The sequence below is a fragment of the Argonema galeatum A003/A1 genome, from assembly GCF_023333595.1.
Taxonomy (GTDB): domain Bacteria; phylum Cyanobacteriota; class Cyanobacteriia; order Cyanobacteriales; family Aerosakkonemataceae; genus Argonema; species Argonema galeatum.
This window is the reverse complement of sequence record NZ_JAIQZM010000001.1, coordinates 497,867-512,387: the sequence shown is the minus strand read 5'-3', so window position 1 is coordinate 512,387 and position 14,521 is coordinate 497,867. Positions and strand designations below refer to the sequence as shown.

General features: G+C 45.9%; 13 protein-coding genes and 1 tRNA gene. 7 read left to right on the top strand and 7 right to left on the bottom strand.

Annotated features, from left to right (window positions below):
* The first annotated feature begins 56 nt into the window (after positions 1-56).
* From LAY41_RS02415 to LAY41_RS02405, 3 genes are all read left to right on the top strand, one after another.
* Positions 57-2,987, top strand: coding sequence for a glycerol-3-phosphate acyltransferase (locus LAY41_RS02415; RefSeq protein ID WP_249093678.1), 2,931 nt, complete (start codon positions 57-59; stop codon positions 2,985-2,987).
* Between the two features lie 70 nt (positions 2,988-3,057).
* The gene (locus LAY41_RS02410) at positions 3,058-3,438 is read left to right on the top strand and encodes a hypothetical protein (protein ID WP_249069699.1); all 381 of its coding nucleotides are present in this window, start codon (positions 3,058-3,060) and stop codon (positions 3,436-3,438) included.
* Entirely contained in the window at positions 3,439-3,852 is a 414-nt protein-coding gene (locus tag LAY41_RS02405) for an HNH endonuclease (RefSeq protein WP_249093677.1), read from the top strand.
* 133 nt (positions 3,853-3,985) lie between these two features.
* Here the strand turns inward: LAY41_RS02405 and LAY41_RS02400 are convergent, their stop codons facing one another.
* From LAY41_RS02400 to LAY41_RS02390, 3 genes are all read right to left on the bottom strand, one after another.
* Complete coding sequence (locus LAY41_RS02400) at positions 3,986-4,429, bottom strand: type II toxin-antitoxin system VapC family toxin (RefSeq protein WP_249093676.1); 444 nt, start codon at positions 4,427-4,429, stop codon at positions 3,986-3,988.
* Positions 4,417-4,656 carry a hypothetical protein gene (locus tag LAY41_RS02395; protein ID WP_249093674.1) on the bottom strand — a complete coding sequence of 80 codons (240 nt, stop codon included), beginning with the start codon at positions 4,654-4,656 and terminating at the stop codon, positions 4,417-4,419. Before LAY41_RS02395 ends, LAY41_RS02400 begins: the two co-directional genes overlap by 13 nt.
* Positions 4,657-4,997: 341 nt before the next feature.
* Positions 4,998-8,138 (bottom strand): NACHT domain-containing protein, encoded by a 3,141-nt coding sequence (locus LAY41_RS02390; protein WP_249093671.1) that lies wholly within the window; start codon positions 8,136-8,138, stop codon positions 4,998-5,000.
* A gap of 125 nt (positions 8,139-8,263) precedes the next feature.
* Between LAY41_RS02390 and LAY41_RS02385 the strand changes: the two genes are divergently transcribed.
* Together LAY41_RS02385 and LAY41_RS02380 are read left to right on the top strand one after the other, a co-directional pair.
* Positions 8,264-9,244 carry a Uma2 family endonuclease gene (locus LAY41_RS02385; protein ID WP_249093669.1) on the top strand — a complete coding sequence of 327 codons (981 nt, stop codon included), beginning with the start codon at positions 8,264-8,266 and terminating at the stop codon, positions 9,242-9,244.
* 122 nt (positions 9,245-9,366) lie between these two features.
* Positions 9,367-9,735 carry a Uma2 family endonuclease gene (locus LAY41_RS02380; protein ID WP_249093665.1) on the top strand — a complete coding sequence of 123 codons (369 nt, stop codon included), beginning with the start codon at positions 9,367-9,369 and terminating at the stop codon, positions 9,733-9,735.
* Between the two features lie 92 nt (positions 9,736-9,827).
* Here the strand turns inward: LAY41_RS02380 and LAY41_RS02375 are convergent.
* From LAY41_RS02375 to hisF, 3 genes are all read right to left on the bottom strand, one after another.
* A tRNA-Ala gene (locus LAY41_RS02375) sits at positions 9,828-9,900 on the bottom strand.
* A 66-nt stretch (positions 9,901-9,966) separates the two neighbouring features.
* On the bottom strand, positions 9,967-10,173 hold the full coding sequence (locus LAY41_RS02370; RefSeq protein ID WP_249093664.1) for a hypothetical protein: 207 nt from the start codon (positions 10,171-10,173) through the stop codon (positions 9,967-9,969).
* Between the two features lie 104 nt (positions 10,174-10,277).
* Positions 10,278-11,048: an imidazole glycerol phosphate synthase subunit HisF gene (gene hisF / locus LAY41_RS02365; protein WP_249093662.1), complete on the bottom strand. Its 771-nt coding sequence runs from the start codon at positions 11,046-11,048 to the stop codon at positions 10,278-10,280.
* Between the two features lie 85 nt (positions 11,049-11,133).
* On the opposite strand from hisF, the gene ruvB reads away from it, so the two are divergent.
* Together ruvB and LAY41_RS02355 are read left to right on the top strand one after the other, a co-directional pair.
* Positions 11,134-12,216, top strand: a complete 1,083-nt coding sequence (ruvB, locus tag LAY41_RS02360; protein ID WP_249093660.1) for a Holliday junction branch migration DNA helicase RuvB — start codon at positions 11,134-11,136, stop codon at positions 12,214-12,216.
* A 420-nt stretch (positions 12,217-12,636) separates the two neighbouring features.
* Complete coding sequence (locus tag LAY41_RS02355) at positions 12,637-13,401, top strand: tetratricopeptide repeat protein (RefSeq protein ID WP_249094047.1); 765 nt, start codon at positions 12,637-12,639, stop codon at positions 13,399-13,401.
* A 218-nt stretch (positions 13,402-13,619) separates the two neighbouring features.
* On the opposite strand, the gene LAY41_RS02350 is transcribed toward LAY41_RS02355, so the two are convergent.
* Positions 13,620-14,444 (bottom strand): TIGR01548 family HAD-type hydrolase, encoded by an 825-nt coding sequence (locus LAY41_RS02350; RefSeq protein ID WP_249093658.1) that lies wholly within the window; start codon positions 14,442-14,444, stop codon positions 13,620-13,622.
* Positions 14,445-14,521: the final 77 nt, after the last annotated feature.

Genomic DNA, 14,521 nt, shown 5'->3' with positions numbered 1-14,521 from the left:
ACTTTTGACTTTTGACTTTTCTTGCCACTCTCCCACTCTCCCACTCCCGCGCACTTATGACACTGACCCAAGTTTGGGGTGTTTTGCTGATTTTCATCCTCTGTCCCCTCTTAGGAGGGTTACCCGTGATTGCGTGGATTGTTTACGCACTCAGAAGACGCAAGCTGCGAGAAATCGGCACTGGAAATATTGGAGTTCAAGCTGCTTTCTACCACGGCGGAACCCTTGCAGGTATCTTAGCGGTGCTATCGGAGGCGGGAAAGGGCATTGCGGCTGTAATGCTGGCGCGTGCTTTTTTTCCAAGTGGTTCGGAGTGGGAAATAATTGCGCTGATTGCTTTGGTGATGGGACGCTACTGGATGGGCAAAGGCGCTGGGACAACCAATGTTTTCTGGGGTTTTGTCGTTCACGATGTGCGGGTAGCGGGATTGGTGTTTTTGATTGGGGGAATTGGCTTTACAATTTTGCGTGAGCGTAATGCGGGACGAATCGCGGTTTTAATTCTGTTACCAGCGATATTGGCTGGTCTGCATCCCCAGGATTCTGCGCGTATCTTTGCTGCGATCGCACTTGCTGTTTTAATGGGATGGATCTATAAAAAAATGCCAGATGATTTAGATCTTGCACCAGTTGCAGGACAGCGCGATTCTCAAGCAATGTTTCGCTTTTTTCGTGGCGACAAAGCGATGATTTCTCTCAACCAACAGCTAGATGCTTCCAAAGTAGGACAAAAAGCTGCAACATTATCTCAGCTAAAACGTTGGGGCTACCCAGTACCAGATGGATGGGTTTTGCCGCCAGGAGATGACCCGACACCTTTGATTGAGTCTTTGCAACCTTCTCCAGCGTCGCCTTTGGTGGTGCGTTCTTCTGCGATAGGAGAAGATTCGGAATATGCTTCTGCGGCTGGTCAATATGAAACTATTTTAAATGTGACGAGCCGAGATGGTTTGCAACAAGCAATCCTTCGGTGTCAGGCTTCTTACGATCGATCGAGTGCTGTTGAATATCGACAACAGCGCCATCTCCCAGAGGCGGCAATGGCTGTATTGATTCAAAAACAAGTTTTTGGGGCATTTTCTGGAGTTGCCTTCAGCCGCGATCCTATGCTCGGATATGGAGACGCAGTTGCGATCGAAGCTTTACCGGGCGCTGCTTCGCGAATAGTTTCTGGTAAAGTCACACCAGAACAATACAGAGTTATAGTTAGAAACGCCGCTTTGGTAGCAGAGGAGCAGAGGGGAAGAGGGGCAGAGGAGCAGAGTGTTGTTAGCGTTGAGGGAAACGGAGATGTACCATTAACGTTAATTCGGCAAGTGGCTGTTTTGGCACGAGATTTGGAAGCGCGATATCATGGCATTCCGCAAGATATTGAGTGGAGTTATGATGGTGAAACACTGTGGCTGTTGCAATCGCGCCCGATCACTACTTTATGGCCGATTTGGACAAGAAAGATAGCCGCCGAAGTAATTCCGGGATTAATTCGCCCTCTCACTTGGTCAATTAATCGTCCTCTGACTTGTGGTGTTTGGGGAGAAATTTTTACACTGGTGTTGGGAAAGCGATCGCATGGTTTAGATTTCAACGAAACTGCTACACTGCACTACTCCCGTGCTTATTTCAACGCCTCCCTGTTGGGGCAAATCTTCCTTCGTATGGGACTACCGCCGGAAAGTCTGGAGTTTTTGACTCTTGGCGCGAAGTTTAGCAAACCACCTGTGCGTTCTACTTTGCAAAATCTGCCGGGATTACTCAGGTTGTGGCGTCGCGAATTGCGCTTGGAAAAGGATTTTCAAAGAGACTATCGACGCCACTTTGCCCCAGGGTTAGCCGATATGAACCCCAGTGCAACATCTCTAAACTCTCCACAAACAATACTAGAAAGAATTAATTTCATCCTGGGATTACTCAAACGCGCTACTTATTACAGCATTTTGGCACCTTTAAGTTTGGCGTTGCGACAGGGAATATTTAAAGTAAAAGATGAAGAACTTGATGCTGGTAAGACGCCGGAACTTGCGAGTTTGCGAAGTCTCCAGCAACTTGCTGCTGCTGCACGTCATTTGTTACCGCAACCAGAAAGAATCAATCCTTTAGAAGCACAAAAAATTGCACCTAATATCTTTGCTACGTTAGCTGAAATTGCAGATGGACAATCAATTTTACAGCAGTTCGATCGGTTTTTAGACATTTACGGCTATCTCAGCGATGTGGGAACCGATATTGCTGTTCCCACCTGGAAAGAAGATCCTAGCCCCGTGAGGGAACTGTTTGCACAATTTGTTCTGAATCTGCCTCCTGAATATGTACCGCCTGGAAAGACTAGCAAGAAGGCTCAGTCGGTACAGCGTCGCCTCGATCTGAAGGGTCGGGTAACTGAAGTTTATAGTAAGTTGCTGGCCGAGTTGCGTTGGAGTTTTGTGGCGATCGAGCAAATCTGGCTTGATTCGGTGGTGCTTCGCGAACGTGGAGATATCTTTTTTCTAGAATATTCCGAAATCGAACAAATTATAACACAAAACGATCGAGATTTACTGGAACGGTTGCCGCAGTTGATAGCAGAAAGGCGATCGCAACTGGAAGAACATCGACAATTAGATACAGTTCCACGAGTAATCTACGGTAATGCAGCATCTCCCACATCGAATATAGACGATCGCTTCCCCAGCCATCTGTGGCAAGGAATTGGTGCCAGTCCAGGACTTGCGGAGGGTAGAGTCAAGGTGCTGCGGAATTTGCAAGCTGTTGGCGAGATCGATCGCACTACGATATTAGTTGTACCTTACACCGACTCTGGCTGGGCTCCCCTGTTGGCGCGTGCGGGTGGGATAATTGCGGAAGTAGGGGGCAGGTTATCTCATGGTGCGATCGTAGCACGCGAGTACGGAATTCCTGCTGTCATGGATATTCACGATGCGACTCGTTTGTTGCGCGATGGACAAAGAGTGCGAATTGATGGGAGTAGGGGAACGGTGGAGATTATTTGATGAGATTTAAAATATGCGATCGCACCTTCACAATGCTAAAGTTTAACAAAGTAATCAACTAACAAAAGTAATGGCAGAACTAACTATTCAAATTCCAGATGAACTTGCTAAACGCCTAGAACCTTTGCAAGAGCGATTACCGGAACTGCTTTGGCAAGTTCTGGAGAATCCTGAAATTTATCAACCAATCCAGTCAGAAGTGAACCCAAATTTTACAGATATTTTTCCAGTTTATCAAGAAGTTATTGACTTTTTAATCAAAAGTCCGACTCTGGAAGATATTGTTGCTTTTCAAGTTTCTCCCCAAGCTCAAACACGGCTGCAAACTTTGCTGTCAAAAAATCGGGAAGCAACGCTAACTCCACCAGAGGTAGCAGAATTGGATGTTTACGAACAGCTAGAACATCTGATGATTTTACTAAAAGCACGAGCTTATTCTGGCATTAACTAAATGACTTCTAATTTAATTTCTGCCGAACTGCGTAAGTTGGTTATTGAAAGGGCTTTCGGACGTTGTGAATACTGCCTGATTCATCAAGACGTTTCTATCTATAGCCATGAGATAGATCATATCATCGCCCTTAAACATGGGGGTAAAACCAGTGCTGATAATTTAGCTCTTTCATGTTTATCTTGTAACCGCTATAAAGGCTCTGATTTTGCTACTATTGATTCTATTAGCGGTGAAATTGTACCTTTATTTAACCCACGCCGTCAAGTTTGGAACGAGCATTTTTCTCTTAATAACGGTCGAATTCAAGGCATAACTAAGATTGGTGAAGTTACTGTAAGATTACTAAAGTTTAATGCTCCCAGTCGTGTACTTCAACGTAAAATTTTGATTAAGCAAGGACGGTATCCCTAAAAAATGTATTAGACCTCTCCAAAAAAGAATGTAGAGACGTTGCATGCAACGTCTCTACAAGGGTTACAGGTAACGCACCTTTAATTTCTGGAGATGTCTATTGAGGCTGAATGAACGGTGGAAACTTTGTAATTCAAGATGCCAACACTTCACTGAGGACAACAACGGGTAAATTGGCAATATTGCGAAAGCCTTTATCGTTCGTCAGAAATAGGGTACAATTTATAGATAAAGCGGTGGCAGCATGAATCGCATCAGGTGTTCTCAAACTGGTAGTTGCCCTCAAATTTGCAACTTCTCTCAGGATAGATTGGCTGATAGGAATTAGCTGCATTTCGGATGACAGAAGCAGTTGTTCGTAAGCATTGATTAAAGTAGTATCAGCGTTTCTCAACGGAACTACTAAAGTTTCCATCAATATTAGTTCGCTGCTGGCTATTTCCAGTTCGCGTAATTGAAATTTTAACCACAGAGGTTGCAGTAGCGAATAATAGTCAGGGTGGCTTTCAATCGTATAAATCGCTACCGATGTGTCAGCATAAATAATGCCAGATGAAGGAAGTGTTAGCTGTCCCATGAATCCCGTTCCTCTTGCAGTTGCTTATCTATATCTTCAGCACTTCTGAACTGGCGTTTACTGCGGATTTGTTCGATCATTTCTACGGCAGAACCCCGTTTTGAGGCTGGTTTTTCTGGTAAAATGACAAATACATCCACAGCATCGCCGATCGCAGCTTCGGGAATCTCAATTTCTATCTTATTTCCCGGTAAAATTTTGGTTTTGATATGTAAGGATGGTTGCACGATCTTTTCCTCAGTTATAAATCAAATATACCAAAAAGATCGATCGTTGCCTATCTGGTCGTAGGGACACGGCATAATTAACCTTTTTCTCAACGCCAAAATATCCCGGATGCCGTGTCCCTACATATATTTTTGCTTTCCGGGTATGTTGTTGGGGGGTTTGGGCTTTAGCGCTCTTATACCAACTTGGATAAGAGCGCTAAAGCGCAACAACGTACCTAATACCAGCCTCAATTATATAACTAGCAACTTGCGTTATTAGCCAGGGAATTGATTCCCTGGCTGGCGGGTCATGCAACTGGTGCAAGATATCTAAAAAATCAACAACAAACTATCAATAATCAACTTCTTTTCTGCAATTTTTTCTTAGCAAATTCCCGCAACTTCTCATCGGGCTCATGTTCGGATCGGTCGCGCAACAACTCCAGCGTGCGGGGATTGTCGCCATGATGTTCTAGAATTGCTTCAAGAGCAGTTTGTCGGGGGTTAGTTTGCCAATCTTCCTCACGCTCAAAGGGATCGTTGATGGCGCAATTGTAGAAAAACTCAAACATTCCAGGTTCTTGGTTCCAATTTTCGGCGATCGCATCCACTGCTGCACGTCGCACATTCCAATTCGCATCGGACTGAACGCAGGATTGGAGTAGGGGTAGGGTTTGCGGGTCTTCTTGGTAATATTGGACGATCGCATCCACTGCTGCATATCGCACATCCGAATTCGCATCAGACTGAACCCAGGATTGGAGTAGGGGTAGGGTTTGCGGGTCTTCTTGGTAATATAGGACGATCGCTTTCACTGCTGCACGTCGCACACCCCAATGCGGATCGGACTGAACGCAGGATTGGAGTAGGGGTAGGGTTTGCGGGTCTTCTTTGTAATATTGGGCGATCGCCTGAACTGCTGCTTGTCGCACAGTCCAATCCGGATCGGACTGAACGCAGGATAGGAGTAGGGGTAGGGTTTGCGGGTCTTCTTGGTAATATCGGGCGATCGCATCCACTGCTGCACGTCGCACACTCCAATTCAGATCGGACTGAACGCAGGATTGGAGTAGGGGTAGGGTTTGCGGGTCTTCTTTGTAATAGGAGGCGATCGCATCCACTGCTGTTTGTCGCACAACCAAATTCGGAGCGGACTGAACCCAGGATTGGAGTAGGGGTAGGGTTTGCGGGTCTTCTTTGTAATTAGAGGCGATCGCATACACTGCTGCACGTCGCACATCCGAATTCGGATCTGACTGAACGCAGGATTGGAGTAGGGGTAGGGTTTGCGGGTCGTTTTTCCAGGTTGTTGCGATCGCCTGAATAACTTTTGTAGCAGTTTCCCATTTCCGAACTTTCTTGGTAGCATTTTTCAAAGCATCCAGCAGTAATGCAGAAGTTGATTTAATAGTAGAGATATTTCTCACTTCTACCAGACATTCAGCCGCCAAAATTAGATTTATAAACTCAGATTCATCCTTTTCACTCATCAAATACTCAATCATCTCCCCCGCTACTTTTTCTGCCAGCATCCCGCAAATCAACCGCAACACTTCATGCCAAGATTCATCCTGCCAATGTTTCCCAAACGCCTCGTTTTTTAACTCCTCCTCCGTCAAAATGCGCTGCTTTTCAAACTTATCCACAAATTCCCAAGCGCAGAAATATTCCAAAAACGTGCGATGAACAAAACCGTAATACTCATCACCCAAATAACAGAGAATAAAATTGCGTTCGCGCAGTTGGTTAATCAGGGTTTGTGCTTTTTCGCGAGGTTGGGAAAAATCCCGCACTTTCAGAAACTTGGTAATAATTTCCAGCAACTTGTCCCGACTGATGATATTTCCGCGAATTCCCTTTTCTCCCGATTGCATTTCGTAGGCAATCTGCCGCAACATCGCCTGTTTTTCTGGACTTTCAATTGCATCAGGCGAAATTTGTAATTTCTTATGATCCACATCCCAAGCATAAAGCAACACTTTGGACGCTTCTTTATACAATTCCGCTCGATTTCTCGGCAATTCTTGGCGGCGGTTGAGAATTGCCATCATCGTCAGCAGCAGGGGATTTCCGGCGAGTTCGGCAATTGCTTTAGAATTAGCAATCGCATCTTGCAATCGCTGTTGTAAAAGTTCCCTATCTGGATCTTTCTCCAGTGCCAAATCGTGCCACTTTTGAAGAAATTCTGCGATTTGTTTTGGCTCCAAATCTTGGAGCGTGAAGTGACGAAACTCCGCATTTCCCAACGGTTCCGGGTTATAACCAACGATGCGGGAAGTCACCACCACTCGCGCTTTTTTGTATTCGTTGGTAAAGCTAATAATTTCCGTGATTACATCTTCTTGGCGATCGCGATTAATCACCTCATCCAACCCATCAAACATCACCAACGCACCATGCGATCGCAATTGTTTATCCAAATCTGCCTGATTTAGCTTTTGGATCGTGCGAGTTCCCTGGTGGAAAAACTTTAAAAAGCTGGTAGGCGCGGCCCGATCGGGCCCATATCCCCGCAACTCTACTAATAATGGTAACTGTTCGGTTGGTTGCTCTGCCCACTGCAAAGCGAGATATTGTAATAAAGTTGATTTTCCCGACCCCGGATCGCCTAGAATTACTACATAACGATTATTAGGATCTTTGAGAACTTCCAACACCGATCGAATCGCTTGCTGAAGATAACTTTCCCGATAGCGATGTAAATCTTCCTTAGTAAATTCTGCTTCAATTTGTCCAGATTCACATAACCTGCGCTGAATATCTTTCGGCAAATCGTAGCGCGATGGCGGTAATGCTTCCCGCACCATTTGGGGAATAAACATTTTCCACAATAGCAGGCGATACTGATCGTTTGTCATATCAACAACGTTCAGTTTCAGTTTGCCGTAAAATTCCTGTAAACTTTCCCGATATAGTTCTAGATCGAGTTTAGGAATAATTCCGGCGATCGATTCCAATGCTTTCGTAGAAGCAGCAGTATTTTCGTTAATCGCTTCTAAATTTTCCGAATCCAAAATAGCCCGCAATTCAGCCGAGTCTCGCCGAATCTCCACCACCTTGCGGCAATACTGTTTAGCAATTAATTCCCAATCAAACCCAGCAGGTAACGTATCTAAATGTAAAGTTTTCCAAATCTTCTCTAATGCTTTAGCATCAATTATCTGACAATCTTTTTTAAACGCGCTTCCCAAAATTTCTCTTACCGATTTATCTTTCAGAAATAAAATCAGCGATTCGCTATATTCTTTCGCTTCCTGTTTCTTCAAACCTTGCGCCTGTAACTCTTCTTGCACCAACTCCAAAAACTGCTTGATAGCTTTCTTAGTAGCAGTCGGCAGAATAATTCCCCGTCCCTTTTCATAAATTCCACCCGGTAAACTTTTAAAGAAATCTTTTAGCCAATCTTTGGCTGCTTCTTTGGCGATTTCATCTAATTTTATCTCTTTAAGAACCTGCTGGAAAACAAATCCAGTTAGCCAAGCAATCCCCGCTTCCAACATAATTTTGGCTCGAATCCCTGAAATTACCCACCAGTATAGCTTTTTTTTCTTACCCTAGCTACTAGCCCCTAGCAAATGTTACGATCAGCCCATAAAACCCTTAAAATCCACACACTCCGCTACTCATGTCTGAACCTTCAATCCTCGATCCGAGTCAGTTTCCAGATATTAGCGGGCTAGTCTTAGAAGATGATACCCCATTGGATAGCTTCATCAACGAAAAACAACAACGTCTGCTAACAACCGTTTTCTACAGCGGTGCTGAAACTGGTATTACCGTTCCCTTTATCGCTGCTGCTAATGTCGGTTTATTTAATAGCATCCGTCAACCTGGAATTGCGCCCGATGTTTTCCTCAGTCTTAATATTACTGCTGCTGAGGATTGGTGGGAAAGACAAGTGCGATCGTACCTTTTTTGGGAATTTGGCAAACCCCCAGAAGTGGTAATCGAAATTGTCTCCCCAACTCCCGGTAACGAATTAGGTAGCAAGCTAATAGATTACGCCCGAATGCGGATCATGTATTATGTGGTGTACGATCCCTTGCGCCAGCTGGGAAACACCATGCTGCGAGTATTTCAATTACAGGGAAAATCTTACATCCCCAAAGATGATGCTTTTTTCCCAGAAGTTGGTTTAGGAGTAACTTTGTGGCAAGGTGAATTTGAAAACGTAAATGGTACTTGGTTGCGCTGGTGCTATCCTAATGGTACTCCCATCCCCACAGGTGACGAATTGGTGGCGCAACGGGAGGCGCAGTTATCCCAGACTGAGGCGCAGTTATCCCAAACTGAGGCGCAGTTATCCCAAACTGAGGCGCAGTTATCCCAAACTGAGGCGCAGTTATCCCAAACTGAGACGCAGTTATCCCAGACTGAGGCGCAGTTATCCCAAACTGAGACGCAGTTAACTGAGGAACAGACGCGCACTAAACAAGCTCTAATGCTTGGTATTGAGCTTGGCTTAAAGCTGAAATTTGGCGATGCAGGTTTGGCTATTTTGAGCGAAATTTCGGCAATTTATGATGTAAGTTTGTTGCAGGCGATCGTCTCTACTTTATCAACAGCTAATAGTCTGGAGAGAATACAGCAAATTTATCGAACTTGATAGTACTGTAGGTTGGGTTTCGATTTTCTAGGTACGTAGTTGCGATGCCGCGCCAGATAAGAGCGCGGCATCGCAACTACGTACCTTTTTTAATTCTTGTCTATGATATAATGCAGTTGAATATGTTCAAATCCATTAAGAACGATCGCATGATTCAAGCTGTGGAACCAGACACTTGTTTTTATATTCAAAATTACGCGGCTGTCATCGCTAAAAACAGTTTGGACTTGACTGTCGATCCGCCTCCTGATTTAGCAATTGAAATTGATATTACTTCCCGGACTCAGTTTAATAATTATCAGTTGTTGGGAGTACCGGAACTGTGGCGCTATACAAGGCGGGGATTGCAAATTAATCTGCTGCAAGAAGGCAAGTATGTTGAGTCGAATATGAGTCCGAATTTTCCCAATATTCCTATTATTGAATTAGTTAATGAATATGTCGATCGCACTCAAAGAGAAGGCAGAAGTCAAGCCATTAGAGCTTTTTAACTTTGGGTGAAGGAAAATTTGAGAAGAGAATAGCTTTGGTACGTAGTTGCGCTTTAGCGCTAAAGCGCAACTACGTACCTACTATTTAGGGATGGAGCTAAGCGGACTCGAACCGCTGACATCTTCAATGCCATTGAAGCACTCTACCAACTGAGCTATAGCCCCTTTCGACGCTTTTCCATTATGCCTTAACTATCGGCGTCTTGTCAAGCACCTTCGCCAAAAATTTCTTTAATAATAAGTATGCTGACTCATTTGGGCTAAGTAGCCCATGCAGCCTCCCACGAGGAAATATACCACCAACATCGCAGCTGCGGACATCGCCACTAAAGTACCCGCCAGCATCAAGGAAAATTCCTGTTGATCGAATGCCTGTTGCATGAGGTGCAGCGACCAAGCCACTAAGGCCACGTCAAACATTAGAATAGCAATCAACATATTTTTACGAAATGTAACAGTTTTATCTATTCTAATATATGCAACTGTTGGCTTGATGCTATGTGGCGATCGCTAAACCCCCCTAAAGATAGAGTTTGGAGATATTACAGCAACCTGACTGGAACGTGGTGAGATGTTAAGTAATTTTTTATTTCCGCTACGGAAAGTTGACCGTAATGCAACAGGGATGCTAGGAGTGCTGCTTCCGCTTTGCCCTCAGTAAGGGCGTCATAAATGTGACCGCAGTTACCCGCGCCGCCAGAGGCAATAACCGGAATTTGCACATTGTCGGCAATGGTGCGAGTCAATTTGAGGTCATATCCAGCCTGAGTGCCGTCAGCGTCCATACTCGTCACGAGAAGCTCTCCTGCGCCGCGTTGCTCGGCTTCTTTCGCCCAGGCGATCGCATCCTTACCAGTGTTTTCTCGTCCGCCCCGCACGTAGACATCCCAACCGGGGTTATTTGGGTCTTGCCGCTTTCTGGCATCAATTGCCACAACAATACACTGATTGCCAAAGCGATCGCTCGATCGATTGATAAAATCTGGATCGCGCACAGCCGATGAGTTCATGCTCACCTTATCCGCACCAGCCCTTAACAATTGTTTAATCATTTCTAAGGATTGAATGCCGCCACCAACCGTCAAAGGGATAAAAACCTGCTCAGCCGTGCGATATACCACATCTATGATAATTTCCCGGTCTTCGTGAGTGGCAGTGATATCCAGAAACACCAACTCATCCGCACCAGCCTCATTGTAAACCTGTGCCAATTCCACCGGGTCGCCAGCATCCTTGAGATCGACGAAATTGACACCTTTGACAACTCGCCCAGCTTTTACATCCAAGCAAGGTAAGATTCGTTTAGCTAGCATGGCAGTGTCTCGCGCTCCCCAAGTGATGATATTTAGAGCCTATCCGAAAACCAATCTAAATTTTCCGATTGCCGACTGATTGATTATGGCGATAATTTCCTCAAAACAACAGCCCACCGAACCAGACTCCCAACCCAAGCGGCGTCGGGAGTCAAGTGGCAAATCTCCTTCTTCGCCGCCAAAATCAGATTTGTTGGCACCAACAGCAGCTGTTGATGAAACCGACAAGCTGGAAGAGGGAATCAGACCCCAGCGACTCGCCGACTATATCGGCCAAAAAGATCTCAAGACGGTTTTGGAAATAGGCATCGCAGCGGCTAGAGGTAGAGGCGAGACACTGGATCACCTGCTGCTGTATGGCCCTCCCGGTTTGGGCAAAACTACAATGGCGCTGATTTTAGCGGCGGAAATGGGCACCAGCTGCAAAATCACAGGGGCACCTTCCCTGGAACGTCCGCGAGACATTGTAGGCTTACTGGTGAGTCTCAAACCTGGTGAAATCCTGTTTATTGACGAAATTCATCGCCTCACCCGGATGGCAGAGGAACTTCTCTACCCAGCGATGGAAGACTTTCGGCTCGATATTACGATCGGAAAAGGTCAGAGCGCAAAGACTCGCAGTTTGCCGCTATCACCGTTTACTTTGGTAGGGGCGACGACTCGTGCGGGGGCACTGACGTCACCGTTGCGCGATCGCTTTGGTCTCATTCAACGGCTACACTTTTATGAGCCGGAAGAACTCACAGTGATTCTACTGCGGACTGCCGAGATCCTCAAAACGCCGATCTCCCGTGAAGGCGCTGAAGAAATTGCTCGCCGTTCCCGTGGTACGCCGCGAATTGCCAACCGCCTGCTCAAACGGGTGCGAGACTACACCCAAGTTAAAGCCAAAGGAGAAATTACTCAAGAGGTAGCAGCAGAAGCACTGAAAGTGTTTAATGTTGACCCTCTCGGCTTAGACTGGACAGACAGGCGGGTGTTGAGTGTTATGATCCAAAACTTCAACGGAGGGCCTGTGGGAATCGAGACAATTGCATCAGCAAGTGGTGAAGATGTCCAAACGATTGAGGAAGTTTACGAACCTTATCTAATGCAGATAGGATTTATGTTGCGGACGCCTCGCGGTCGGATGGTTACCCCAGCTGCTTGGAAGCATTTAGGATATTAGTAGGGGCTAGAAAAGTCAAAAGTCAAAAGTCAAAAGAAAATAGGGACTAGGGAGTAGTGGGAAAAAATAGCCTATTACGACGGCTAATTACTGATTGATAACAGTTAAAAACAAGGGACAAAAATTCTAATGATTCGCTGGATTTTGAATTTACTGTGTGTGCTGCTTCTTGTTATTTCAATTGGGTTTGTTAATATTTCGCCAGTGGTGGCGCAAACGGAGACGCCGCCGATTATTACAGAAACGGAAACGCCGTCGATTATTACAGAAACGGAAACGCCGCCAATTATTACAGAAACGGAAACGCCACCGATTATTACAGAAACGGAAACGCCGCCAATTATTACCGCAACCGAGACGGTGCAACCAAGTGTTAGCGAAACGGAAACGGTGCAACCAAGTATTAGCGAAACGGAAACGGTGCAACCGAGTGTTAGCGAAACGGAGACGCTGCCAATAATTAGCGAAAAAGAGTTAGAGGAAAAAATAAATGTCTTGGGCGAAAAGGTAGTTGATGCTACCCAAAATGGGGACTTTGCCACATCTGAAACTTATTGGACTCAGCTGATAGAGTTATTGCCAAATAATGCAGCTTTATGGAGCAATCGCGGTAATTCTAAGGCTAGTCAGAATAAGTTGGAGGAAGCGATCGCAGATTACAATAAAGCGATGGAACTGGCCCCCAACGCGCCCGATCCGTATCTGAATCGCGGCTTGGTTTTGGAAGCGCTGGGACGGTTCGATGATGCTAGAGCAGATTACGATCGTGTGCTGGAACTAAACCCCAACGATCCGATGGGTTACCACAACCGGGGGAATGCTGAAGGAGGTTTGGGACAATGGCAAGATGCGATCGCAGACTACGAAAAAGCACTTGAGTTAGCCCCCAACTTTGCCTTCGCCCGTGCTAACTACGCCCTTGCACTCTATCAAACTGGTCAAACAGAAGTAGCCATTCGCACCATGCGGAATATTATCCGCAAATATCCCCAATTTCCCGACATGAGGGCCGCTTTGACAGCCGCTCTTTGGGTACAGGGACAACACGGCGAAGCAGAAAGTAACTGGGTTGCAACTGTTGGACTCGACTCGCGTTATAAAGATATAGAGTGGGTGAAAAATATCCGCCGTTGGCCTCCTGCTATGGTAGCAGCCTTGCAAAAGTTCTTGAAAATTGAACAATAATTGCCGCGCATTTCTAATAATATCGTGTCCGGTTGCATCGTTAGTACATGAGTGATGTCGTCAAATTGTCTGTTTTCATCGTTGGTTAAATTTTTACCGCAGATGTAGGCGAAGCCTTCCCGTAGGGTAGACAGATTAACGCAGATTAACGCAGATAAGAATAATCACACGAATTTTTTAGATAAACGATGCTACTGGACATGATATAATTTTGCATACTAAAAACAAGAGAGTAGCAATTCCCCAATTTTGGCTGGAGTTAACTCTTGCACGTTGCTGAAAATCGCGACTGCACCAGCTTGTTGGAGATTGACGGCATAGGCATCGCGACGTTCGGGTGTTTGCTGAAGATGGGGCGGCAAAATTCCCACGCCAATCCAACGCCGACTGGGTTGTAGCGATCGCGCTTTCTCAACAGTATACATATCGGCAACTGTATCGCCCACATAGATAACCGGCGTCGCCACATCTATTGATGACTGGTTGTCCAACTGATGCACAGCTGCGAACAAACCAGTGGGGTCGGGTTTACCGGGGGCATCCTCCATCGCCATCAGTACAGGCGACTGTAAACCCAGGCGTCCCTCCAAAACGTAAGCAGCTTCGGCGCGGGGTGCGCCGCTGAAAAAGCCCCAAGGAATGCCAGCTTGGGTAAGGCTTTCCAGGTAGGTAGGCTGTAAAAGCAACGGTTCGGTACAGATATAACCTGTCCAATTTTGGGGATTTAGCCCTTGATATCGGGACTGGAAAAAGTCGATGAGGGTTTGGTAGTCGATCGCAATTTCGCTTCGTTTCTGCCCCTGCGTCTCAAAAGATCGATAAACTAACTCTTGGGAAGCCTCCCAGTCGTTATTCCAGATGCCTTCCGACTTGAGGCTGTCCATATCGGCTTGTGTTGGGCGATAAGCTTTGGCGGTGAAATGCTCGACGGTATCTGCGATCGCTCTCCGATAAGATCCTGCCACATCGCGGACGACACCATCAATATCGAAAACGACGATCGCGGCGGTTAAGTTGGCTTCCAGACTGGGTTTTGGGGTCAATGTTCTGCACCTGCGAATCTGATATTTTTGCCAGAGAATTTGGTCATCGACCAAATTAGCACGCTATTATAGTAAGG

Bases quoted from the DNA above. Each gene is read 5' to 3' on its own strand.
- LAY41_RS02415 (WP_249093678.1), top strand. From the start codon at position 57: ATGACACTGACCCAAGTTTGGGGTGTTTTGCTGATTTTCATCCTCTGT.
- LAY41_RS02410 (WP_249069699.1), top strand. From the start codon at position 3,058: ATGGCAGAACTAACTATTCAAATTCCAGATGAACTTGCTAAACGCCTA.
- LAY41_RS02405 (WP_249093677.1), top strand. From the start codon at position 3,439: ATGACTTCTAATTTAATTTCTGCCGAACTGCGTAAGTTGGTTATTGAA.
- LAY41_RS02400 (WP_249093676.1), bottom strand. From the start codon at position 4,429: ATGGGACAGCTAACACTTCCTTCATCTGGCATTATTTATGCTGACACA.
- LAY41_RS02390 (WP_249093671.1), bottom strand. From the start codon at position 8,138: ATGTTGGAAGCGGGGATTGCTTGGCTAACTGGATTTGTTTTCCAGCAG.
- LAY41_RS02385 (WP_249093669.1), top strand. From the start codon at position 8,264: ATGTCTGAACCTTCAATCCTCGATCCGAGTCAGTTTCCAGATATTAGC.
- LAY41_RS02380 (WP_249093665.1), top strand. From the start codon at position 9,367: ATGTTCAAATCCATTAAGAACGATCGCATGATTCAAGCTGTGGAACCA.
- LAY41_RS02370 (WP_249093664.1), bottom strand. From the start codon at position 10,173: ATGTTGATTGCTATTCTAATGTTTGACGTGGCCTTAGTGGCTTGGTCG.
- hisF (WP_249093662.1), bottom strand. From the start codon at position 11,048: ATGCTAGCTAAACGAATCTTACCTTGCTTGGATGTAAAAGCTGGGCGA.
- ruvB (WP_249093660.1), top strand. From the start codon at position 11,134: ATGGCGATAATTTCCTCAAAACAACAGCCCACCGAACCAGACTCCCAA.